Genomic DNA, 22,098 nt, shown 5'->3' on the forward strand with positions numbered 1-22,098 from the left:
ACTAAACATTTATTATGGAAAAATTACCTAAAATAGGATTACCTATTCTAATTATTGTTGTACTTGTTATTGTATTCATTACAAAATCTACAGTTACAATTGGCTCCGGTGAAGCTGGGGTGCTTTATAAAACTTTTGGGGGTGGAGTTGTAACTGATGAAGCTCCACTAGGAGAGGGATTTCATTTAGTTGCTCCTTGGAACAAAGTAATTGTGTATGAAGTTAGACAACAAGAGGTTTTCGAAAAAATGCAAGTACTTTCTTCTAATGGTTTGGAGATTAAGTTAGATGCATCCGCTTGGTTTCAACCGAAATATGAAAAATTAGGGTTATTACATCAAGAAAAAGGAGAGAATTATGTACAACGAATTTTGTTACCTACTATTCGCTCTGCGGCTCGTAGTGTAGTAGGAAGATATACTCCTGAGCAATTATACTCTAGCAAAAGAGATGTTATTCAGAAAGAGATTTATGAAGAAACTAAAAAAATTGTTGCTAATGAGTATATTCAGTTAAACGAAGTTTTAGTTCGTGATGTAACATTGCCACCAACGATAAAAGAAGCAATCGAGCGTAAATTAAAACAAGAGCAAGAGTCATTAGAGTATGAGTTTAAGTTAACCAAAGCTCAGAAAGAAGCAGAAAGACAAAAGATTGATGCAGAGGGTAAAGCGGTGGCGAACCAAATACTTAGTGCGTCATTAACAGATAAGATTCTTAAAGAAAAAGGAATTCAAGCAACTTTAGAATTAGCAAAATCATCTAACTCTAAAGTGGTAATTGTTGGTTCCGGAAAAGACGGAATGCCTTTGATACTAGGGAATCAATAGAAAATATTTTATTCTATGTAAAAACCATCCTGCATACCGTAGGGTGGTTTTTTTTATGGGAATAGCCGTAAATTTTGAGATTGTGAAAAAGCCGGTTGTGTAATTTTTTATTTAAATAACATGTTCTTGTTGTAACAATCCCTCTAATACTACTACTAATAATTAAAGGCCGTTAAGTTCTACAGTGCCTTTACTTAATTTTGAAGTAAAAACAGAACAATAGAAACGAAGATGCCTCTTTGTTATTTTGCGTATTCCTGAAAGCAATCTTGATGATGTTCGTTTATCGAACATTTGTTGGTTGCATAATTTATAAGATTTAAAATTTCTAAACAATGAAAAAGTTGATCCCTATAAAAATGTTGAAGAAGCATTGATGGCATTGGATAATGGAGGAAGATTTTATAATATACTTACAAAGTCTGAAGATGGAGTAATCTCGCAATCAGAGTTAGGTAAAGTTGCTGGTCTTTTTAGTAATAAGCAAAAGATGATTCTTTTTTTAGATTTGGCAATTTCAGAATTGGATATCGAGCTTAAAAAGCAAATTATTTCTTCGTTATCAAATGATTTACAATTTACTTACAAGAAATATACTGCAAAAGAGTTACTGCCATCTAATGTGATTGAGCGTGGCACGCTATCTTCTAATGTTATCATCACCGGCACACCTAGAAAAGTAGCTTCCAAATCCAATTTTAATGGATTTATCATGATTCCTATAGTCGCTGGCAATGTAACGACCTTTTCAATGATACCTATTATGGAAACGTATGATGTATATGAAATAGTGGAGGAGAAGTCATCAGAAACATGTGTCATTGCGCATTTGAAAGGTGCTCAAAAACTTCCAGAAAAAAAGATAAAAGTAGCAGGAGTGTTAAAGCAGCTAAAATCTAAAAAAGAAGAAAAAACAGCTTCAAAAAAATTTTTAGAAGCAATTTATTATGTGGATGCATAACTATCTTTTGGTTATAACGATCAAAAGAAGGTTGCTACCTGCTACCCCTGAAAAAAAAGAGATTTGCTCACCAATGACTAGACTTGTAAATGGTTTCCATATGATTTACTCAATCTAATATAAGGTTTAGGTACATTAATTTTTTAACAAAGCCTTCATGAGCATCATTCATAAAGGCAAGTTTTGTTACAAGGCATATTATAATGATTTGTTTTTTAATTTTTCTGCCTGTGCTGTCCAATTATCTCGTTCAATACGACCCGGAAAGAATTGTATTAAATCTGTTACAGTATCTATATCTTCTTTAGTAAACCTGCTTATTTGATCAAAGGTAAATATTCCAATACTGTTTAGTTTCTTTTCTATAAAAGGCCCAACACCACTTATTAGTTTTAGATTATCTTTTTGTGACGCATCAGCCCTGCCGAAACTTTCAAAATTTAATGTAGGTTTTTCTTCACCCTTAGCAAATGTTTCAGTTTTACCAGATGTAATTGCTTTTTCAGTATCATGCGTTTCAACTGAAATTGGTGGTACAAAAGTTGTGTTTGCCTTTTGGAAATTGCTACTTCTTAGTTTTTCCTTTTCTCTAAGGCATCGATTTAGCTTTTCTTGATATTTATTTTTGAGGCTCCACTTTGATAAAAACCATCCCAATAAGAATGCAATTAATAATAATAATAGCAGGCACCACCAGTTTGCTTCGTTTAAAAAATCTAACATAGTTGTAGTAATTTAGTTTACAATTATTTCTATTCTTCTGTTTTGAGCCCTGTTTTCTTCAGTGTCATTAGGAGCAACCGGGCTCGATTCTCCTTTTGATTGAGCAGTTAGTTTTTCTAAAGTAATTCCTTGCGAAGCTAAATAGTTTTTAACATTCTGCGCCCTCTCCAGACCTATGGACCGATTTGCAATATCATCGCCAATATTATCGGTATGTCCTGTTATTAGAATTTTTTTATCAGGATATTTAGTTAGATAATTTTTAAGTTCTAACGTGTAATTTCTTAAAGTGGCATCTGGTTTAAAATCCTTAGATCCAAAATCTGAGTACAACGTTTTGTTTGCAATTCCTTTTTCAATTTCTTTTAATCTCGATTGATCTATTTTAGAGAAATTAAAAAGAATACCACCGTTATAGTTTCCTGCATTATCATATTGATAAGTAACTAATTTTGCCTCGGTAACAATACGATCTGCATTGATACCTGCTTTGATTAATATGTTTTTTAAGTAATTAGCTCTGGCGATTCCGAGTTGTTTTTCGTTTGATTTTTCAGAAGATGTCTGATATCCGTTAATCACCAATTCCTGATCTTGATTTTGTCCAAGGTAATTAGCCACCTTAGTTTCAAAACCTTGAACTCCTTTGGGGATATAAACATTTCCATTACTATTATTAATTCGCAGATTTTCAGGATATCGAAACACGTCTATATTATGAATATCTTTAGCATAAAAACCTTGGACGAGTGAGAGACTATCGTTATACGCTTTTTTTGCTTTTTCCTCGGCTTTGGGATCCATGGGTACCTCTATAACAGAAGTCCCCTCATTTCTATTTCCAATACACCAATTACAGGAGTAGTACCACCACATCCCTAGTAAGGTAAATAAGATAAAAATTAAAAATGATATTAAATTTTTCATATGTTGATGATTTGTGTTATCCTCTTAAAGTTATAAAAATGTTTTAATTAAACTATTACGCTAGAGCGATTTATCCTTGCGAAAAAGATAAATAACAAAAATTTAAGCCGAAATGCATTTCAGAAAAAAAATATTTTTTATACATTAGCATTTAATTATTAAAAACGTGAAAAACATTCTTATACATCATCATCATTCTTACATTTCCGCCCAGGCGTGGTAAGTTGATATGTGTATAAGTAAATCATATATAATAACCCGTTTGAGCATATTCAAACGGGTTTTTTATTTTAAAGCATGTTTGAACTGACCAAACACAACAACAAAGAAAATGTCAAAAATTAAAATTGCTATTCAAAAGAGCGGTAGACTTAATGAGGATTCTGTTCAGATTTTAAAAGATTGTGGTATCTCTATCGATAATGGAAAAGACCAGCTAAAAGCAGCAACAAGAAATTTTCCTATGGAAGTCATGTTTCTTCGTAATGGGGATATCCCTCAATACCTAAGAGATGGTGTGGTAGATATTGCTATTATTGGAGAAAATGTCTTAGTAGAAAAAGGCAAAGATATTATGATAGCAGAACGGTTGAATTTTTCTAAATGCAAGGTTTCACTGGCAGTTCCTAAGGATGTTGCTTACAGCTCTATCAAAGATCTTGATGGAAAAAGAATTGCTACTTCATATCCTAACACAGTAAATGAATACCTTAAAGCAAAAGGAATCTCTGCTGATTTGCATCAGATTTCGGGATCAGTAGAAATTGCACCCAACATTGGTTTGGCAGATGCAATTTGTGATATTGTTTCTAGTGGCAGTACGTTGTTTAAAAATAATCTGAAAGAAGTAGAAGTAATGCTTACATCAGAAGCAGTATTGGCGGTTTCTCCTAAGATTAGTGAAGAGCATAAAGCAATCCTGAAAAAGCTACAATTCAGAATACAAGCTGTATTAAAGGCCAGAGCTTCTAAATATGTATTGCTGAATGCTCCAAACGATAAAATAGATCGAATTGTGAATATTCTTCCAGGAATGCGAAGTCCCACAGTATTGCCTCTTGCTGAAAAAGGATGGAGCTCTATCCATACAGTCGTGGAAAAGAATAAGTTTTGGGAAATCCTAGATGAATTGAAAGCAGAAGGAGCAGAAGGAATTTTGGTGTGTCCAATAGAAAAAATGGTTTTGTAATGTTTGATATTCAACGAATACCAAAACAAAACATACAAGTTATACTACCTTTATTACAGAAACTTAATGATCAAATTCCTCTAGAAGTGTTACAATCACGAATTAAAGAAATGATCTCTTCGGGATATGAATGTGTTGGGGTCTATAATCATTCAGTATTAATTGGAATTTCCGGAATGTGGTTTCTGAACAAGTATTATGTAGGTAGGCACGTAGAACCTGACAATGTTTATGTCTTACCAGAATATCAAGGAAAAGGTATAGGAAAATTAATGATGAATTGGATTTTTGAATATGCAAAATCCAAAGGTTGTATTGCCTCCGAATTAAACGTATATACTAAAAATAAAAAAGGTCAACAATTTTGGGAAGACCTTGGTTATGAATGTATCGCTTTCCATTATCAAAAGAGATTATGAAAAAAATATATAGTCCTAAGAAAAATACTTGGTCTGAAATTTTAAAAAGACCTACGCAATCAGTAGCAGATATTGAAGGTACTGTTTTAGATATTTTTAACCACGTTAAAACCGAAGGAAATATAGCTGTCAATAGATACACGAAGAAATTTGATAAGGTAACATTAGATTCGATTTTAGTTTCAGAAGAAGAAATAAAAAGTGCTAAACAACTTGTGTCTGAAGAACTAAAGGAAGCTATTGTATTGGCAAAATCAAATATTGAAGCTTTTCACACTGCTCAGAAAACTAAAAGAGTGTTTGTAGAGACTGCTAATGGTGTTTGTTGTTGGCAGGAGAAAAGACCTATACAAAAAGTGGGGCTGTATATTCCTGGTGGAACCGCGCCTTTGTTTTCGACGATTTTAATGTTAGCAGTTCCTGCAAATATCGCCGGTTGTAAAGAGATAGTTTTATGTTCACCTCCTGATAAAGAAGGGAAAATCAATCCAGCTATCTTATATACTGCCAATCTTTGTGGAGTAACTAAAATTTTTAAAGTTGGTGGAATTCAAGCAGTTGCCGCAATGACATTCGGTACAGAAACCATCCCAAAAGTGTATAAAATTTTTGGTCCCGGAAATCAATTTGTTACAGTCGCAAAGCAATTAGCTACTAAATTTGGAATTGCTATTGACATGCCAGCTGGTCCCAGTGAATTGTTAGTTGTAGCAGATGACTCGGCAAATGCTTCTTTTGTAGCTTCAGATCTTCTTAGTCAGGCAGAACACGGCAAAGATAGTCAGGTAGTTCTAGTATCTACTTCAAAAAAACTTATAGAAGAAGTAGAGAAGGAAGTAATCATCCAGTGCCACGTTTTGCCAAGAAAAGAAATAGCAAATGCTGCCATAGCCAATTCTAAAATAATTTACGTAGAAAGTGATGCAGAAGCATTAGCACTGATTAATGAATATGGTCCCGAACATTTTATCGTTTGTACAGCAAATCAAGACTTTTATGTGGACAATATTGTGAATGCAGGCTCGGTTTTTATAGGTAATTATACTCCAGAAAGTGCAGGGGACTACGCTTCAGGAACCAATCATACTTTACCAACTAATGGATATGCTAAACAATATAGTGGAGTGAATTTAGATAGTTTTATGAAATCGATGACATTTCAAAAATTATCCGAAGACGGAATTAAGAATATTGGCAAAGCAATAGAGCTTATGGCTGAAGCTGAAGGACTACAGGCACATAAGAATGCAGTAACATTACGATTAGAAAGTTTAAAAAATAACAAATAAGAGGCCTGCTAGGTTTTAAAACCTTTATGGTCTACACTACAAATTGAAATGAAAACAGCACAATTCAATATAGATCAGCTGATACGTGAAAACGTAAAAGGGCTTAAACCATATTCCTCTGCACGTGATGAATATGTTTCAGATGGTTCTGATATGACCTTTTTGGATGCCAATGAAAACCCTTATGATAATGGCGTTAATAGATACCCAGATCCGCAACAGCGTAGCTTAAAGGCTATAGTAGCCAAACAAAAAGGAGTCACGGAGCAAAATATACTATTAGGAAATGGCAGTGATGAAGTTTTGGATCTTTTGTTTAGAGCATTTTGTGAACCTAAAATAGATAATATCATTACATTGCCACCAACTTATGGAATGTATAGTGTATTGGCGAACACCAACGATGTTCAGAATAAAAAAGTTCTTTTGAATCATAATTTTGAACCTAATGTTACTAAGGTATTAGATACAGTTGATCAACAAACTAAGATCATATTTTTATGTTCTCCTAATAATCCTACAGGGAATTCTTTTTCAGAAGATAGTATTGTCCAGATTTTAGAAAATTTCAAAGGATTGGTTGTTATAGATGAAGCGTATATTGATTTCTCTTCTAAAAAAAGTTGGGTAAACAAAATCAATGTATACCGCAATCTTGTAATCACACAGACGTTATCAAAAGCATATGGAATGGCAGGAATTAGACTAGGATTGTGCTATGCTTCAAAAGAAATTATTCGAGTACTGAATAAAATAAAGCCTCCTTACAATGTAAATGAACTTACCCAGCAAAGAGCATTAGTAAGAGTAAACAATGTGAGTCAAGTAAGAAAAGAAGTTGCAGATATTCTGGATGAGAGAGAAAAGCTTATCACTATCTTATCTGAAATTGATTTTATCGAAAGAATATATCACAGTGATGCTAATTTTGTTTTAGTAAAAGTTGATGATGCCGATATGCGATACCATCAGTTACTGAAGAAGGGAATCGTAATTCGCAATAGAACAACCCAACCATTATGCGAAAATACATTACGTTTTACAATAGGGACAAAAATTGAGAATAGTAAATTAATAGAAGCATTAAGACAATTGTAGTTGTTATTCCTGATTTAATCTGGAATCCATAAATAACTAAGTGTTTAAGTAAAATAAACTCCAGTCAAAGCTGGAATGAAAAAAATATGAAAAAGAAAGTATTATTTATAGATAGAGATGGTACGTTGGTTTTAGAACCGCCTGTTGATTATCAATTAGATAGTTTGGAGAAATTAGAGTTCTATCCAAAGGTGTTTCAATATATGGCTAAAATTGCGAGCGAATTGGATTATGAATTGGTGATGGTAACTAATCAAGATGGGTTAGGAACAGATTCTTTTCCTGAAGACACTTTTTGGCCAGCTCATAATAAAGTAATAGCAGCGTTCGAAAAAGAAGGAGTTGTGTTTAATGCTGTTCATATTGATAAAACATTTCCTTATGAAAATGCAGATACCCGAAAACCCAGAACAGCTCTTTTGACCCAGTATTATGATAAAGAAAAATATGATTTAGAAAATTCGTTTGTTTTAGGAGATCGAATTACAGATATGGAATTAGCAAAAAATCTTGGAGCTAAAGGGATTTTTCTGTCGGAAGACCCGGAACTTGGAGTAGATGAAACAGAGGCGAACATAAAAACCATCAGCGAATGTATTGCGTTGACATCAACAGATTGGAAGGAAATTTATGAATTTCTAAAGTTAAAAGATCGAGTAGCAGAAATTACCAGGAAAACCAATGAAACCGATATTTATATTAAATTGAATCTGGACGGAACAGGTAAAAGTAATATAGCTACAGGATTAGATTTTTTTGACCACATGTTGGATCAAATATCTCGTCATGGACAAATGGACCTTGATATTCAGGTTAAAGGAGATTTAGAAGTAGATGAACATCATACTATTGAAGATACGGCGATTGCTTTAGGAGAAGTTTTTAGCCAAGCACTGAATAATAAACTTGGTATAGAAAGATATGGTTTTTGTTTACCAATGGATGACTGTCTAGCCCAGGTAGCGATCGATTTTGGAGGACGCAATTGGTTAGTATGGGAAGCAGATTTTAAACGTGAAATGATAGGTAAAATGCCAACAGAAATGTTTTATCATTTCTTTAAATCATTTACAGATGGTGCAAAGGCTAATCTTAATATAAAAGCAGAAGGAACAAATGAACATCATAAGATAGAAGCTATCTTTAAAGCGTTTGCAAAGGCAATTAAAGTGGCGGTGAAAAGAGATTCTGAAAAAATGATTTTACCAAGTACGAAAGGAATGTTGTAAATAGAAAGTATTGAGTGGTCAGTATCAAGTATGAAGTTAAAAAAACTATGCTTACTACTTTCTACTCACAACTTAATACTCATTATATAAATGAAAATAGTAATCATAAATTACGGAGCAGGAAATATTCAATCCATCAAGTTTGCAATTCAGCGATTAGGATATGAAGCAGTTCTGAGTGATGATCGAGAAGAAATCAACGCTGCAGACAAGGTTATTTTTCCAGGTGTTGGAGAAGCAAGTAGCGCTATGAGAAAACTAAAAGCTTCTGGTTTGGATACTTTGGTGCCTCAATTAAAGCAACCGGTTTTGGGTATTTGTTTGGGGATGCAGTTGCTGTGTAACTATTCCGAAGAAGGGAATACCAAAGGGTTAGGGGTTTTTCATACAGATGTCATAAAGTTTAATAACGATGTAAAAGTTCCGCAGATTGGATGGAACCAAATAGAGTCTTTAAAATCTCAATTGTTTGAAGGAGTGTCAGAAAAAGAATATATCTATTTAGTACATAGTTATTATGCACCAGTAATGAAAGAAACCATTGCGCAATCAACTTATGGAATTACGTATAGTACAGCTTTACAGAAAGATAATTTCTACGGAACTCAATTTCATCCAGAAAAGAGTAGTGATGCAGGTGAGAAAATTTTACAAAATTTTCTAGACCTAAAAATTAATAACCAATAATTATATTATAAATATGAGAATCATACCTGCAATAGATATCATTGATGGAAAATGTGTTCGCCTTTCTAAAGGAGATTATGATACTAAGAAAATATATAATGAAAACCCCTTAGAAGTTGCTAAACAATTTGAAGCACACGGAATTCAGTTTTTACACTTAGTAGATTTGGATGGAGCTAAGTCCAAGCATATTGTTAATCATAAAGTGTTAGAACAAATTGCTTCTAAAACAGATTTGAAAATAGATTTTGGAGGCGGTCTGAAATCAGATGAAGATCTAAAAATAGCTTTTGATAGTGGGGCTCATCAAATCACCGGAGGCAGTATTGCTGTCAAAGATCCTGATGTTTTTAAATCTTGGTTACAAAAATTCGGGAATGGTAAAATTATTTTAGGAGCAGATGCGCAGCATGAAAAGATTGCAGTAAGCGGTTGGTTAGAAGAAAGCGATAAAGAATTAATTCCATTTATAAAAGAGTATCAAAAACAAGGCGTTTCGTATGTAATATGCACGGATATAAGTAAAGATGGAATGCTAGAAGGACCTTCTTTTGATTTGTATAAAAAAATGTTGAAAGAAATAGAAGATATAAAGCTAATTGCATCTGGAGGAATTTCAACTTTTAATGAATTACCGAAATTAGCTGAAATTGGCTGTGAAGGAACAATCATTGGAAAAGCAATTTATGAAAACCGAATTAGTCTAAAACAATTGGAAAATTATATTCTTCAGAATGTATAAACAATGAATGAAGAAATAGCACAAGAGGTAAAGGAGCAGATTGTTTACAGATTAAATGAAAGCCTTAGGATGATTACTATTAGTTTTAATCATCTTACAGAAGATGATATATGGAAACGATTTAATCAATCTTCTAATAGTATTGGAAATTTAATGCTTCACCTTTGTGGTAATATTACGCAATATGCTATAGCTTCCTTAGGTGGTTTGGAAGATAAACGTGATAGAGATGTTGAGTTCGAAGCTCAAAAAGGTTTTGCTAAAGCAGAATTATTACTAAAGTTGACTAATACCATTAAAGAAGCAGAAACGGTTCTGTTAAATTGCTCGTTTACCGAATTAATGAGAAAACGAGAGGTCCAAGGATTTACTTTTTCAGGAATCGGAATAGCAATTCACGTCACCGAACATCTATCATATCATACGGGACAGATTGCTTTCTGGACAAAACAATTAAAAAATAAAGATTTAGGTTTTTACGAAGGAATAGATCTTAATACTAAAAATAAAGAAAACTAATGTTAACTAAGAGAATTATACCGTGTTTAGATATTAAAAACGGTCGAACTGTAAAAGGTGTCAACTTTGTTGATTTAAGAGATGCAGGTGATCCAGTAGAATTAGCAGATGCGTATTCCAAAGCGGGAGCAGATGAGTTGGTATTTTTAGATATATCAGCTACTGAGGAGAGAAGAAAAACACTTGCAAATTTAGTACTTAAGGTTGCAAAAAAAGTGAATATTCCTTTTACAGTAGGAGGAGGAATATCTTCTATAGAGGATGTAGATATCTTACTTCAAAATGGAGCAGATAAGGTTTCTGTAAATTCATCTGCAGTTAAAAACCCGCAATTGATTAACGAGTTAGCAGGAAAGTTTGGAAGTCAGTGTATTACAGTGGCTATTGATGCGAAACAAATTAATGGAAAATGGATAGTACATTTAGTAGGAGGAAAAGTGCCAACCGAGCTTGATTTGTTTGATTGGGCAAAAGAAGTAGAAGAAAGAGGCGCTGGAGAAATATTATTTACCTCAATGGATAATGATGGGACTAAAGATGGTTTTGCAAATAAAGCATTAGCAAAATTATCAAATGAGTTAAATATCCCAATAATAGCTTCTGGGGGAGCAGGTAATACACAGCATTTTATAGATACTTTCAAAGAAGGAAAAGCAGATGCAGCATTAGCTGCAAGCGTCTTTCATTTTAAAGAGATAGAAATAGAAGATTTAAAAAGGGAATTGAGATCAAATAAGATTCCGGTAAGATTATAACAAAATAGTATTCCGGACCTTGATCTGGAAACCAAAATATAGATTGATAAAATGGAAATAAATTTCAACAAAAATAATGATGGACTTGTTCCTGCAATAATTCAAGACGTAACTACAAAAAATGTTTTGATGCTTGGTTATATGAATGAAGACGCATACAAAAAGACAATAGAAACTAAAAAGGTAACTTTTTTTAGTAGAACTAAAAATAGATTATGGACGAAAGGCGAGGAGAGTGGAAACTTTTTAAGCTTAGTTGATATAAAGAATGATTGTGATAAAGATACACTTTTGATTTCTGTTAATCCCATTGGACCAACTTGTCATACTGGATCGGATACCTGTTGGAATGAAAATAATGAACAGTCTTTTGGTTTTTTGACAACTTTAGAGAATACGATACAGGATAGAAAAGAAAATCAAGATAATGAAAAGTCTTATGTAGCGTCTCTGTTTAGAAAAGGGATAAATAAAGTTGCTCAAAAAGTAGGAGAAGAAGCTGTAGAAGTGGTTATAGAAGCAAAGGACGATAACGAAAAATTGTTCTTAGATGAAAGTGCGGATTTGCTGTTTCATTATTTAATTTTGTTGCAAGCCAAGGGCTATAAATTAGATGACATAGTAGAGGTTCTGAAAAATAGACATTAAAGTGTAAAACTTTGCTTTCTAATAAATTATATTGTATTTTTGCAGCCCTTTTTAGCGAATAAGAGAATATAAAAAGGATAAAAATAATTAAATTTAACGCTTCTGTATAGGTTTTCGTATTGATTCTCAAACAAATACAGGATACAAATTTTATCTTCAATGTCTGAAGAAACAAAAAACACAGACGTTCAGGAAGTAGAGGCTCCAAAAGCAGCTCCAGCTGTATCGCCTCAACAAGAAAATCCTGAGCAATTTTTAAAGGAATTTAACTGGCACAACTACGAAGAAGGTATTGACCCGATCGCAGATTCTAAACTTGAAGAGTTTGAAAAATTAGTGGCAGAAAATTTCGTTGACACTTTAAATGATGAGGTAGTTGATGGTACTGTAATCAATATTACAGATCGTGATGCTATTATTGATATTAATGCAAAGAGTGAAGGGGTTATTTCATTAAATGAATTTCGTTACAACCCTGATCTAAAAGTAGGTGATAAGGTTGAGGTATTAATTGATGTACGTGAAGATGCAACAGGTCAGTTAATATTATCTCACCGTAAAGCTCGTGTGATCAAGGCTTGGGATAGAGTAAATAATGCTCACGATACTGGCGAAATCGTAAACGGTTTTGTTAAGTGCAGAACTAAAGGAGGTATGATTGTAGATGTTTTCGGAATTGAAGCATTCTTACCAGGTTCTCAAATTGATGTGAAGCCAATCCGTGATTATGATGCGTATGTAGGTAAAACAATGGAATTCAAAGTGGTTAAGATTAATCACGAATTCAAAAACGTTGTTGTATCGCACAAAGCACTTATCGAGGCTGATATCGAAGAGCAAAAGAAAGAAATTATTGGTCAATTAGAAAAAGGTCAGGTATTAGAAGGTACTGTTAAGAACGTTACTTCTTATGGTGTATTCGTGGATCTTGGAGGTGTTGACGGACTTATCCATATTACAGATCTTTCTTGGTCTAGAATCAATCATCCAAATGAGATCGTTGAACTTGATCAGAAATTAAACGTAGTAATTTTAGACTTTGATGAGGCTAAGACACGTATCCAATTAGGATTGAAACAGTTGAAAGCACATCCTTGGGAAGCTCTTGATAACGAACTAAAAGTTGGTGATAAAGTAAAAGGTAAAGTAGTTGTAATCGCAGATTACGGTGCGTTTATCGAAGTAGAAGAAGGAGTAGAAGGATTGATTCACGTTTCAGAAATGTCTTGGTCAACACATTTACGGTCTGCGCAAGATTTCGTAAAAGTTGGAGACGAAGTAGAAGCCGTGATTCTTACGCTGGATAGAGAAGAACGCAAAATGTCTCTTGGTGTTAAACAATTAACTCCGGATCCTTGGACGGATATTACGACTAAGTATCCTGTAGGTTCTAGGCACTCAGGTATCGTTCGTAACTTTACTAACTTTGGAGTATTTGTTGAGTTAGAAGAAGGTATTGACGGATTAATTTATATCTCTGATCTTTCTTGGACTAAGAAAATCAAGCATCCATCCGACTTTACCAATGTTGGTGATACGCTTGATGTTGTAGTTCTTGAGTTAGACGTAGAAGGACGTAAATTAAGTCTTGGTCATAAACAAACTGAGGATAATCCTTGGGATAAGTATGAAAAGGAGTTTGCTGTAGGAACGAAACATACAAATACCATTGCAGAGATTGTAGACAAAGGTGCTACTATCGATTTCAATGAAGATATTGTTGCTTTTGTACCATCTCGTCATCTAGAAAAAGAAGACGGTAAGAAACTTACAAAAGGTGATGAGGCTGAGTTTCAAATCATTGAATTTAATAAAGAATTCAAAAGAGTTGTAGCTTCTCATACCGCATTGTTTAAAGAAGAAGAGGCGAAAATTGTTAAGCAAGCTGCGAAGAAAGCTGCCGCTAGTAACTCAGAGAAAACTACTCTTGGTGATATCGATGCGTTAGCAGATCTCAAAGCTAAAATGGAAAAAGGAGGTAAATAACCCCTGATTTTATAAATATGATAAAAGACCGTTCAATTATTGGGCGGTCTTTTTTTTGTTATTAATAGACAGAAAAAGGGGTGTTGTTTATACTGGTTTTGTGGTGTTTTGGTGGTGGTGTTTTATCGAAATTTGTTAAAAAAATAAAGACAAAAATGATAAAAAGTATATATCTATTAATTTTACATTTTTTGTTTGTTATTTTGTTAAATAGCCAAAGTATGTATACCGAACAGCAATTGAAAGAGTTCAAAGAGAGAGTAAATCAAACAAAAAAATTAGGAAGAGCAGCTATTATCAATATTGCTGCAAAAACAATCAGCGATGACCCTAAATCTCTTATTCGCGATGATAACGTACTTGTTTCTGTTTGGTATAATAATGCAGAAGTAAAAGTTGAGTTTAAAGAGCGTTCTCCAATAAAATATCTTACATATGGAGCAGAGGTTTATTGTAATGTTGTTGTAAGAGTTTCTCTTGATAGAGTCTCTGGCAGCGGAGGTTCATTAATTAGTAATTCTGAAAACAACACTTCAGAATCTGTTTTTTCTACAAGCTATTTATATCGCACTACAAAAGAAACTCAAAAGGCAATTGATCGAGTGTTGAAATTGAATAATTCCAACGATCCAAAATACCATATCAATACATCTTCAACAATAAATACAATCATAAGAGAACAAAAAGACCACTATGCAATACAGATTTATGACGTACATTCCATAACCTATAAAATCAATAAAAAATCAGGAAAAATTCATGATTATAAGAACCCTTATAAAAATTTTTACCCAACCCCTGCTGTTTTACCTCAATATCCGAAACCGTTTGGTCCTTGGATAGAAATAAAAGAATAGATTAGCTCAGTTTTATTTTTTTATTTAACCAAGAAAGGAGAAAATGACGGTTTTTTTACAAGTTATTTTTTAGACGATGGCTCCTTTTTTAAAACCTACTTAAAATTGATTAGTTCTAAAATTTCATTACTTTTGTACACCAAATGTCTATTTGGAAATTATGAGTCAAAAATTACTACTTAGTGCAAAGGAGATAGATATTATTCTGCACCGTTTGGCTTGTCAATTAATCGAAAACCATACTCATTTCGAAGATACGGTGCTTATAGGAGTTCAGCCTAGAGGTACATTTTTAGCGGATAGATTAAAAGATCTTTTGGTTAAAGATTACCATCTTAGTAATGTGAAAATGGGATATCTTGATATTACCTTTTATCGGGATGATTTTAGGAGAGGAGAGAAACCTTTGGAAGCTAATAAAACGAAGGTTGATTTTACAGTAGAAGATAAACGTGTCGTTTTTATTGATGATGTTTTATATACAGGACGGAGTATTCGGTCTGCCTTAACAGCGATACAATCGTTTGGAAGGCCTAAAGAAATAGAGTTGCTTACACTCATTGATAGACGTTTTAGCAGGCATTTACCAATACAACCTAATTATCGTGGGAGACAAGTAGATGCCATAAATCAAGAAAAAGTTAAAGTGCATTGGATGGAAAACGAAGGTGAAGATGCAGTGTATTTAATAAATAGTTAATGTTGAATAATTTCTGGAATCTATTATAGGCATTTCAGAAGTATAATAAGGATATAGACGAATGAGCGAATTAAGTGTGAATCACTTACTTGGAATTAAATATCTTACAAAAGAAGATATAAAACTCATTTTTGAAACAGCTGATCATTTTAAAGAAGTAATCAACAGGCCCATAAAAAAGGTTCCTTCGCTTAGGGATATAACGATTGCTAATCTCTTTTTTGAAAATAGTACGAGAACTCGGCTATCATTCGAGCTCGCTGAAAAAAGGTTGTCTGCAGATGTAATTAATTTCTCTGCCTCCTCATCCTCGGTTAAGAAAGGAGAAACGCTAATAGATACGGTAAACAATATTCTTTCCATGAAAGTGGATATGGTAGTAATGAGACATCCAAATCCGGGAGCAGGGGTTTTCTTATCTAAGCATGTTGATGCAAGTATTATTAATGCTGGAGATGGTGCACACGAACATCCTACGCAAGCGTTATTGGATTCCTATTCAATTCGAGAGAAATTAGGAGAAGTACGAGGAAAAAAAATAGTTATTGTTGGGGATATTTTACATTCTAGAGTAGCTTTGTCAAATATTTTTGCGCTAAAATTACAAGGTGCAGAAGTTAAAGTTTGTGGACCAAAAACACTTATACCCAAGTATATAGAACGACTTGGAGTTACCATAGAGACAGATCTACTGAAAGCCTTGGAATGGTGTGATGTTGCAAATATGTTACGGGTTCAGAATGAACGAATGGAAATAAGTTATTTTCCATCAACAAGAGAGTATACTCAACAATTTGGAGTAAACAAAAGGTTGTTGGACAGCCTTGATAAAGAGATTGTAATTATGCATCCGGGACCTATCAATCGTGGTGTTGAGATCACGAGTGATGTTGCTGATTCTAAACAAGCCATAATATTAGATCAGGTTCAGAACGGAGTTGCAGTAAGAATGGCAGTTATTTATCTTTTAGCTTCAAAAATAAAACAATAAGCATATGATATTCAATAAAGAAGGTACAACAACCATAATTACACAGGAAAAAGCTACAATTGTAGATTTTGTTAAAGGGATTGAGAATAAATATGAAACCTTTAAAAACGATAATATTGTGGCTAACTTATTTTCATTGAAAGAATTGTCGATAAGCGATATCAATGAATTTCTAAGAATTTCAAATACTCATAAAACAAATGGGCGTTCTTTTGTCATAGTGACAGATAAAGTGTCCTATGATGAGACGCCAAAAGAAATTACGATTGTACCCACTTTAATCGAAGCATTAGATCTTATAGAGATGGAGGAAATAGAACGGGATCTGGATTTTTAATTTTATTTTTTGTAATCTTTGGGTTTTTCTTACGTCTTAGTTCTTATGACTAAATTAGCCCCATTAATTTTTGCCCTACTATTTGTGCTCTCAAGCGCAACTTATGCACAAGATTGGAAATACGATTATGACGAAGCAGTTGTTTTGGCAAAAGAAAAAGATCAAAACATGGTGGTTCTGTTTACTGGATCAGATTGGTGTCCACCCTGTATTAAGTTAGAAAGAAAAGTTTTTTCTAATCCTGACTTTAAGGAGTTTGCAGATCAAAATTTTATTTGGGTTAAGGCGGATTTTCCTAAACGTAAAAAAAACCAATTATCAGAAGTTCAACAAGATAAGAATGAATTGCTTGCAAAACGATATAATAGAAAAATGGTTTTTCCTGTTGTCTTGGTAATTGATGTAGAGGGAAAGGTACTTGGAGCAACTGGTTATAGAAATATGTCAGCGAAACGATATATAGAATTGCTCACTACTTTTAGTTCTTTTAGCAACGGATATTGATTAATATACTAGATTAGATTATCTTGACACTTTTTAAATTAATATAGCAAAATTGAAAGTAACAATTTTAGGTTGCTATTCGGCAACTCCCAGAACATTTACAAATCCAACTTCTCAGGTTTTAGAAATAAACAATCACGTTTTTTTAATTGATTGTGGAGAAGGGACTCAGGTAGAACTAAGAAGAAACAAGGTTAAATTTTCAAGAATCAATCACATCTTTATATCACACTTACACGGTGATCATTTTTTCGGATTAGTGGGATTAGTATCTACATTTAGAATGTTAAACAGAGAGAATCCACTTCATATTTATGGTCCAAAAGGAATAAAAGAAGCTATTACATTACAATTAAAGCTTTCTAATTCCTGGACAGATTATCCATTACATTTTCACGAACTTACAAATAAGGAATCTGAGCTGATATTTGAAGACGATAAAGTAATTGTCCGTACCATACCTCTGCAGCATCGTATTTATTGTAATGGTTTTTTGTTTCAGGAGAAATCTGGAGATCGAAAACTAGTAATGAGTAAAGTACTTAATTACGATATTGATAAGGTCTACTATAAGTCAATTAAGAAAGGTAAAGATGTTTTGTTGAATGACGGAACCGTTATATCGAATACCGAATTAACAGATGATCCTGCTCCTGTAAAAAGCTACGCGTTTTGTAGTGATACCCGCTATGATGAGGATAAAATCCCTTTAATAAATAACGTTACCGCGTTATATCATGAATCTACCTTTCTGGAGAGCCATAAATATTTATGCCATAGAACAGGGCATAGTACAGCTATAGAAGCTGCTACTATTGCTAAGAAGGCTAATGTTGAAAATTTAATTTTAGGACATTATTCAACCAGGTATGATAATATTGAGCAATTTAAAGATGAAGCGCTAACAGTTTTTGATCAGGTAGAAATTGGGGATGACGGTAAAGTTTTTGAATTCTAGTTAGAAAGATCGCGTAATTCATATTACATTTAAATAAAATATAAAACTATCATCATGAATAGAGATCTTACTGGTTACAGAAAATCCTATGATAAAAAAGCCTTGGAAGAAAATAACCTACCAAAATCTCCTTTTAGTTTATTTTCTAATTGGTTTAAAGAGGTTGAGCAAGAAGGTGGAGTAGAAGAGGCAAATGCGATGACACTAACGACATTTGGATTAGATGGTTTTCCTAAAGCTAGAATTGTACTACTCAAACAATTTGATGAAAATGGATTTGTTTTTTTTACGAATTATGATTCAGAAAAAGGAAAAGCTATCAGTAACAATAATAAAGTTTGTATTTCGTTTTTCTGGCCTAATTTAGAGCGTCAGGTTATTGTCAAAGGAGTGGTTAGCAAAATATCCAAACAACATAGTGAAGCGTATTTCCAATCCAGGCCAAGAGGTAGTCAATTAGGTGCTTGGGCATCGGATCAAAGTACAGTGATAGATTCAAGAGACATTTTAGAAGATAAACTCGTGTCTTTAGAAAAAAAATTTAAAAATAAAGAAATACCAAAACCTGATTTTTGGGGAGGATTTTGTATTGTGCCAATAGAATTTGAGTTTTGGCAAGGAAGACCTAATCGATTACACGATAGAATTAGATATACATCATTAAATAGCATTTGGAAAAGTGATAGATTAGCACCTTAAAAAAAAAATTAATCCATGATAACAAAATTAGATCTTCTGTTTTTTCTGTATTCGTCTTCTTCACAATCCTGACCATCAAGACAGTCGTTAACGGGTCTAGTTTCTCCAAAACCTTGGTAAGAAAGTATTCTATTCTCTGATATCTCCTGACTAACTAAATATCTAAAAATAGATTCTGCTCTTTTTTGTGATAAATCTAGGTTATAATCGTGATTTCCTCTGCTATCTGAGTGCGTTTCAATTTTAATGATCATATCAGGATAACGTTCTTTCATTAATCTTACAACCTTGTCGAGTTCAATTTCTGCTTTTTCAGTAATACCCCACTTGTCGAACTCAAAATAAATTTCATTTAATTTAATAAGATCATTAATCGTTTTATTAACCGTAATATCAGAAGTCAATTCAGATGCTGGGCCTTGTGTTGTGTTTAGAACATCGTTATTATTGATACCCGTACTTTCTGTGTTTTCTGATTTGTTTGATGTATTTAACTCTACTAAATTCTTATCCAATTCTTTTGTTCTGTTAACAAAATCAGTATTGGCATTAGGGCAATTTAATCCACTAATGTCCACAGCTAATTTTAACTGATAATAATCAGGTAAATTACATTTGTTTATATGATTGTAACCCTTAGAATATTTTTTAGTCCCATTCAAAGATCCGTTAAACTCAGCAATAACTGGCTGATCTACAATCTTAATTTCTCCAGTTTCATTTAGTAAATCACAACTTGTATTTACTTTGATTGCATATCTAATTTCAAACGGTTCACTATCAATTTTGACCATTTTATCAGGGACAGTAAATCGTACTGTTCTAGAAGGTTCGTCATAAGAAACTTTAATTCTCTTTGAAGGGAGAACAACCGACTCTTTCGAAAAAATTACATTTTCAGGAAGTATATCCTTAATGATAGTATTCTTTGCATTATCGTTACCATCATTATTGATTGTTAAACTATAAATAATATCCTGATCAGGCGCTATGATGTCATTAGGAAACACAAAACTATTGTCTGTATATCGAGACCTTTTAATGATCTGAATTGCCGGCTCATAAATTTCAACACTAAAAGCAACTGCAGTTACAGAATATCCATCATTATCTGTTAATAACCTGAAACTTGATTTAGTTTGATTATTTCCAATGATGCTATTTCTTGGGTTTTTAATATCGAATAAATCTGCGTCATAGCCTAGTGTGTTTTGACTTGCAGGAACCCTGGAAGTTATGTTCTTTCCATTTTCTGTAATGTTTGCATTAAAGAAATTATTCATTGGGTTCGTATTGTCTGTAATACCTTTAAACTTATTAGTCTCGTTGGATTTAACCTGGAAACGATCTCCACGTATTCCTTTATCCCCTTCATATGAAATTACACCAATTTTCGCATGAACAGCTCCTTCCGGAATGGTTTGAAAATTATCGAAAGAAAACTCTACCGGTTTGGCTTTAGAATCTATATTAACGAATCCGTCATATACATAAAAACGCTTTCTTGGTTTAGCTTTATCCTCATAAATAACAACCATTGTCCATCCACCTGCTAAACCATTTCCTAATGCCGCATCATCATTAATTTCAGATGTAGTCGCAGGAATGTTGGCTACCGTGTAAGTTCCAGTGGGGTCTTCCAGACTCATAACTTGAGCAGTAATGTCTTTGTAGCAAGAATATTGTTTAAACAATGATTTGTCATCATTATAATAATCATGGATGATTTCAGCATTCCTTATAGCCGTATAAGATTGGTGTCCTGGATATTTTATTTTGATTGATCTAATGTCATTCCTTCTTTCTTCATCAGCATAAGAGGCTGTCCAATAAAGACCGACATGTTTAATAGAGGCACAACCAGAAGTTATTTGTAAGTCAGCACTACTACTATTAAATGTAGACGGGTCATTATCGATGTCGATAAAACCCATTCTGAACTGATTATTCAAACCACCATTATTGTAGCTTTTATTAGGATCAAAAACTTCCGTTCCATCATCCTTACTAACCTTCCCTAGGATAGTATTAGAAACAAACTTAAAATCACCTTTAATTGTGAATTCGGTTCTTTTTTCTAAAGGTACTTCTACCTGACCATATATATTGAAAGATCCATATAACATGGTAAATATAAGGCAGATACTAACCTTAGAATATTTTTTTATTTTAGCACCAATTTTTTCCACTTTTTCTTTTTTATTCCCTAATGTATATAACTTAATTTTTCTTTCTAAATTGTGTTTGATTGATTAGGGTAAACTTTTATTTGATAGGGGGAAACCGTAGGTAAATGTATATTTTAACATTTGATTATGTAAGTAAAAATCATTCTTTTCGATATAAAATACAGTTTTACCGACAAAGTGCTTTTTATTATTTATCTCGTTTTCATAGGTTTATGTGGTATTTTATAGTTTTCTTTTCTTTTATTTGAATGTATTCCGTGTAATATATTTTCTTTTAAAATTCTTTTTTATGATTTTATACTTAGAATTGTAAAAGCTTATTCTTAAACTTGCGAATACAAAATGTGTTTTGTCTAAAACTTTGCAGCCAATATGAAAACTTTATACATCATAAGACATGCGAAATCTTCTTGGGAATTTGATCTCGAAGATCATAAAAGACCATTAAACAAAAGAGGTTTACGCGATGCGGATTTAATCGGGAAACAATTAAAAAACCTTGTAAAATCAGTCGATAAGGTGTTAAGCAGTGATGCCGTAAGAGCAAAAACAACAGCAAAAATTATTTTCGAACATCTTGATTTTCCAAAGGATATATTTAGTTTAGAACCAAAACTTTATGATTTTAATGGTCATCAAGTTATTGAAGTAATTAAAAATTGCAACGATAAAATTAATGACCTAATAATTTTTGGGCATAATCACGCATTTACCTCGATAGCAAATCTTTATGGAGATAAGACCATTGATAATCTACCAACTGCTGGTGTGGTGGGTATCCAGTTTGATGTAGATCGTTGGAAAAGTATAGATGTAGGAAAAACCGTACTAACTTTGTTTCCTAAAGAATTAAGGTGATAT

At 33.0% G+C, this 22,098-nt stretch carries 24 protein-coding genes; 21 read left to right on the plus strand and 3 right to left on the minus strand.

All coding sequences use genetic code 11. The features are described 5' to 3' along the window. The first annotated feature begins 14 nt into the window (after window positions 1-14). Window positions 15-830 carry a prohibitin family protein gene (locus ACWGOQ_RS08045; protein ID WP_452057432.1) on the plus strand — a complete coding sequence of 272 codons (816 nt, stop codon included), beginning with the start codon at window positions 15-17 and terminating at the stop codon, window positions 828-830. 376 nt (window positions 831-1,206) lie between these two features. Further along, on the plus strand, window positions 1,207-1,791 hold the full coding sequence (locus tag ACWGOQ_RS08050) for a hypothetical protein (protein ID WP_452057946.1): 585 nt from the start codon (window positions 1,207-1,209) through the stop codon (window positions 1,789-1,791). Window positions 1,792-1,989: 198 nt separating this feature from the next. On the opposite strand, the gene ACWGOQ_RS08055 is transcribed toward ACWGOQ_RS08050, so the two are convergent. Together ACWGOQ_RS08055 and ACWGOQ_RS08060 are read right to left on the minus strand one after the other, a co-directional pair. Next, the gene (locus tag ACWGOQ_RS08055) at window positions 1,990-2,514 is read right to left on the minus strand and encodes a helix-hairpin-helix domain-containing protein (protein ID WP_452057433.1); all 525 of its coding nucleotides are present in this window, start codon (window positions 2,512-2,514) and stop codon (window positions 1,990-1,992) included. Between the two features lie 12 nt (window positions 2,515-2,526). Then, window positions 2,527-3,441, minus strand: coding sequence for an OmpA family protein (locus ACWGOQ_RS08060; RefSeq protein ID WP_452057434.1), 915 nt, complete (start codon window positions 3,439-3,441; stop codon window positions 2,527-2,529). 331 nt (window positions 3,442-3,772) lie between these two features. On the opposite strand from ACWGOQ_RS08060, the gene hisG reads away from it, so the two are divergent. The 18 genes from hisG (at window position 3,773) to pdxH (ending at window position 19,048) form a co-directional block, all read left to right on the plus strand. Next, window positions 3,773-4,630: an ATP phosphoribosyltransferase gene (gene hisG / locus ACWGOQ_RS08065; protein ID WP_452057435.1), complete on the plus strand. Its 858-nt coding sequence runs from the start codon at window positions 3,773-3,775 to the stop codon at window positions 4,628-4,630. Next, a complete protein-coding gene (locus ACWGOQ_RS08070; protein ID WP_452057436.1) occupies window positions 4,630-5,049 on the plus strand; it encodes a GNAT family N-acetyltransferase in 420 nt (139 codons plus the stop codon). Before hisG ends, ACWGOQ_RS08070 begins: the two co-directional genes overlap by 1 nt. Next, the gene (hisD, locus tag ACWGOQ_RS08075) at window positions 5,046-6,338 is read left to right on the plus strand and encodes a histidinol dehydrogenase (RefSeq protein ID WP_452057437.1); all 1,293 of its coding nucleotides are present in this window, start codon (window positions 5,046-5,048) and stop codon (window positions 6,336-6,338) included. Before ACWGOQ_RS08070 ends, hisD begins: the two co-directional genes overlap by 4 nt. 48 nt (window positions 6,339-6,386) lie before the next feature. Then, the gene (gene hisC / locus ACWGOQ_RS08080; RefSeq protein ID WP_452057438.1) at window positions 6,387-7,436 is read left to right on the plus strand and encodes a histidinol-phosphate transaminase; all 1,050 of its coding nucleotides are present in this window, start codon (window positions 6,387-6,389) and stop codon (window positions 7,434-7,436) included. 86 nt (window positions 7,437-7,522) lie between these two features. Then, window positions 7,523-8,665 carry a bifunctional histidinol-phosphatase/imidazoleglycerol-phosphate dehydratase HisB gene (gene hisB / locus ACWGOQ_RS08085; protein ID WP_452057439.1) on the plus strand — a complete coding sequence of 381 codons (1,143 nt, stop codon included), beginning with the start codon at window positions 7,523-7,525 and terminating at the stop codon, window positions 8,663-8,665. 90 nt (window positions 8,666-8,755) lie between these two features. Then, the gene (gene hisH / locus ACWGOQ_RS08090) at window positions 8,756-9,352 is read left to right on the plus strand and encodes an imidazole glycerol phosphate synthase subunit HisH (RefSeq protein WP_452057440.1); all 597 of its coding nucleotides are present in this window, start codon (window positions 8,756-8,758) and stop codon (window positions 9,350-9,352) included. A 13-nt stretch (window positions 9,353-9,365) separates the two neighbouring features. Further along, the gene (hisA, locus tag ACWGOQ_RS08095) at window positions 9,366-10,094 is read left to right on the plus strand and encodes a 1-(5-phosphoribosyl)-5-[(5-phosphoribosylamino)methylideneamino]imidazole-4-carboxamide isomerase (RefSeq protein WP_452057441.1); all 729 of its coding nucleotides are present in this window, start codon (window positions 9,366-9,368) and stop codon (window positions 10,092-10,094) included. Between the two features lie 3 nt (window positions 10,095-10,097). Next, window positions 10,098-10,613: a DinB family protein gene (locus ACWGOQ_RS08100; protein ID WP_452057442.1), complete on the plus strand. Its 516-nt coding sequence runs from the start codon at window positions 10,098-10,100 to the stop codon at window positions 10,611-10,613. After that, window positions 10,613-11,368 carry an imidazole glycerol phosphate synthase subunit HisF gene (hisF, locus tag ACWGOQ_RS08105; protein ID WP_452057443.1) on the plus strand — a complete coding sequence of 252 codons (756 nt, stop codon included), beginning with the start codon at window positions 10,613-10,615 and terminating at the stop codon, window positions 11,366-11,368. The genes ACWGOQ_RS08100 and hisF overlap by 1 nt, the downstream gene beginning before the upstream one ends. Window positions 11,369-11,419: 51 nt before the next feature. Further along, on the plus strand, window positions 11,420-12,016 hold the full coding sequence (hisIE, locus tag ACWGOQ_RS08110; RefSeq protein WP_452057444.1) for a bifunctional phosphoribosyl-AMP cyclohydrolase/phosphoribosyl-ATP diphosphatase HisIE: 597 nt from the start codon (window positions 11,420-11,422) through the stop codon (window positions 12,014-12,016). A 159-nt stretch (window positions 12,017-12,175) separates the two neighbouring features. Then, window positions 12,176-14,002, plus strand: coding sequence for a 30S ribosomal protein S1 (gene rpsA, locus ACWGOQ_RS08115; protein WP_452057445.1), 1,827 nt, complete (start codon window positions 12,176-12,178; stop codon window positions 14,000-14,002). 221 nt (window positions 14,003-14,223) lie between these two features. Continuing rightward, entirely contained in the window at window positions 14,224-14,859 is a 636-nt protein-coding gene (locus ACWGOQ_RS08120) for a hypothetical protein (protein WP_452057446.1), read from the plus strand. A gap of 160 nt (window positions 14,860-15,019) precedes the next feature. Continuing rightward, window positions 15,020-15,559, plus strand: a complete 540-nt coding sequence (gene pyrR, locus ACWGOQ_RS08125) for a bifunctional pyr operon transcriptional regulator/uracil phosphoribosyltransferase PyrR (protein WP_452057447.1) — start codon at window positions 15,020-15,022, stop codon at window positions 15,557-15,559. A gap of 61 nt (window positions 15,560-15,620) precedes the next feature. Beyond that, window positions 15,621-16,550 (plus strand): aspartate carbamoyltransferase catalytic subunit, encoded by a 930-nt coding sequence (locus ACWGOQ_RS08130; RefSeq protein ID WP_452057448.1) that lies wholly within the window; start codon window positions 15,621-15,623, stop codon window positions 16,548-16,550. Window positions 16,551-16,554: 4 nt separating this feature from the next. Further along, entirely contained in the window at window positions 16,555-16,887 is a 333-nt protein-coding gene (locus tag ACWGOQ_RS08135; protein ID WP_452057449.1) for a ribonuclease Z, read from the plus strand. Window positions 16,888-16,932: 45 nt separating this feature from the next. Then, window positions 16,933-17,391 carry a thioredoxin family protein gene (locus ACWGOQ_RS08140; protein ID WP_452057450.1) on the plus strand — a complete coding sequence of 153 codons (459 nt, stop codon included), beginning with the start codon at window positions 16,933-16,935 and terminating at the stop codon, window positions 17,389-17,391. A 52-nt stretch (window positions 17,392-17,443) separates the two neighbouring features. Next, window positions 17,444-18,349 (plus strand): ribonuclease Z, encoded by a 906-nt coding sequence (locus ACWGOQ_RS08145; protein ID WP_452057451.1) that lies wholly within the window; start codon window positions 17,444-17,446, stop codon window positions 18,347-18,349. 54 nt (window positions 18,350-18,403) lie between these two features. Then, on the plus strand, window positions 18,404-19,048 hold the full coding sequence (pdxH, locus tag ACWGOQ_RS08150; protein WP_452057452.1) for a pyridoxamine 5'-phosphate oxidase: 645 nt from the start codon (window positions 18,404-18,406) through the stop codon (window positions 19,046-19,048). 8 nt (window positions 19,049-19,056) lie between these two features. On the opposite strand, the gene ACWGOQ_RS08155 is transcribed toward pdxH, so the two are convergent. After that, the gene (locus ACWGOQ_RS08155) at window positions 19,057-21,237 is read right to left on the minus strand and encodes an OmpA family protein (protein ID WP_452057453.1); all 2,181 of its coding nucleotides are present in this window, start codon (window positions 21,235-21,237) and stop codon (window positions 19,057-19,059) included. Between the two features lie 372 nt (window positions 21,238-21,609). On the opposite strand from ACWGOQ_RS08155, the gene ACWGOQ_RS08160 reads away from it, so the two are divergent. After that, a complete protein-coding gene (locus ACWGOQ_RS08160; RefSeq protein ID WP_452057454.1) occupies window positions 21,610-22,095 on the plus strand; it encodes a SixA phosphatase family protein in 486 nt (161 codons plus the stop codon). Window positions 22,096-22,098 lie beyond the last annotated feature (3 nt).

The sequence above is a fragment of the Aquimarina ulvae genome, assembly GCF_053613295.3.

Bases quoted from the DNA above. Each gene is read 5' to 3' on its own strand.
- ACWGOQ_RS08045 (WP_452057432.1), top strand. From the start codon at position 15: ATGGAAAAATTACCTAAAATAGGATTACCTATTCTAATTATTGTTGTA.
- ACWGOQ_RS08050 (WP_452057946.1), top strand. From the start codon at position 1,207: ATGGCATTGGATAATGGAGGAAGATTTTATAATATACTTACAAAGTCT.
- ACWGOQ_RS08055 (WP_452057433.1), bottom strand. From the start codon at position 2,514: ATGTTAGATTTTTTAAACGAAGCAAACTGGTGGTGCCTGCTATTATTA.
- ACWGOQ_RS08060 (WP_452057434.1), bottom strand. From the start codon at position 3,441: ATGAAAAATTTAATATCATTTTTAATTTTTATCTTATTTACCTTACTA.
- hisG (WP_452057435.1), top strand. From the start codon at position 3,773: ATGTCAAAAATTAAAATTGCTATTCAAAAGAGCGGTAGACTTAATGAG.
- ACWGOQ_RS08070 (WP_452057436.1), top strand. From the start codon at position 4,630: ATGTTTGATATTCAACGAATACCAAAACAAAACATACAAGTTATACTA.
- hisD (WP_452057437.1), top strand. From the start codon at position 5,046: ATGAAAAAAATATATAGTCCTAAGAAAAATACTTGGTCTGAAATTTTA.
- hisC (WP_452057438.1), top strand. From the start codon at position 6,387: ATGAAAACAGCACAATTCAATATAGATCAGCTGATACGTGAAAACGTA.
- hisB (WP_452057439.1), top strand. From the start codon at position 7,523: ATGAAAAAGAAAGTATTATTTATAGATAGAGATGGTACGTTGGTTTTA.
- hisH (WP_452057440.1), top strand. From the start codon at position 8,756: ATGAAAATAGTAATCATAAATTACGGAGCAGGAAATATTCAATCCATC.
- hisA (WP_452057441.1), top strand. From the start codon at position 9,366: ATGAGAATCATACCTGCAATAGATATCATTGATGGAAAATGTGTTCGC.
- ACWGOQ_RS08100 (WP_452057442.1), top strand. From the start codon at position 10,098: ATGAATGAAGAAATAGCACAAGAGGTAAAGGAGCAGATTGTTTACAGA.
- hisF (WP_452057443.1), top strand. From the start codon at position 10,613: ATGTTAACTAAGAGAATTATACCGTGTTTAGATATTAAAAACGGTCGA.
- hisIE (WP_452057444.1), top strand. From the start codon at position 11,420: ATGGAAATAAATTTCAACAAAAATAATGATGGACTTGTTCCTGCAATA.
- rpsA (WP_452057445.1), top strand. From the start codon at position 12,176: ATGTCTGAAGAAACAAAAAACACAGACGTTCAGGAAGTAGAGGCTCCA.
- ACWGOQ_RS08120 (WP_452057446.1), top strand. From the start codon at position 14,224: ATGTATACCGAACAGCAATTGAAAGAGTTCAAAGAGAGAGTAAATCAA.
- pyrR (WP_452057447.1), top strand. From the start codon at position 15,020: ATGAGTCAAAAATTACTACTTAGTGCAAAGGAGATAGATATTATTCTG.
- ACWGOQ_RS08130 (WP_452057448.1), top strand. From the start codon at position 15,621: ATGAGCGAATTAAGTGTGAATCACTTACTTGGAATTAAATATCTTACA.
- ACWGOQ_RS08135 (WP_452057449.1), top strand. From the start codon at position 16,555: ATGATATTCAATAAAGAAGGTACAACAACCATAATTACACAGGAAAAA.
- ACWGOQ_RS08140 (WP_452057450.1), top strand. From the start codon at position 16,933: ATGACTAAATTAGCCCCATTAATTTTTGCCCTACTATTTGTGCTCTCA.
- pdxH (WP_452057452.1), top strand. From the start codon at position 18,404: ATGAATAGAGATCTTACTGGTTACAGAAAATCCTATGATAAAAAAGCC.
- ACWGOQ_RS08160 (WP_452057454.1), top strand. From the start codon at position 21,610: ATGAAAACTTTATACATCATAAGACATGCGAAATCTTCTTGGGAATTT.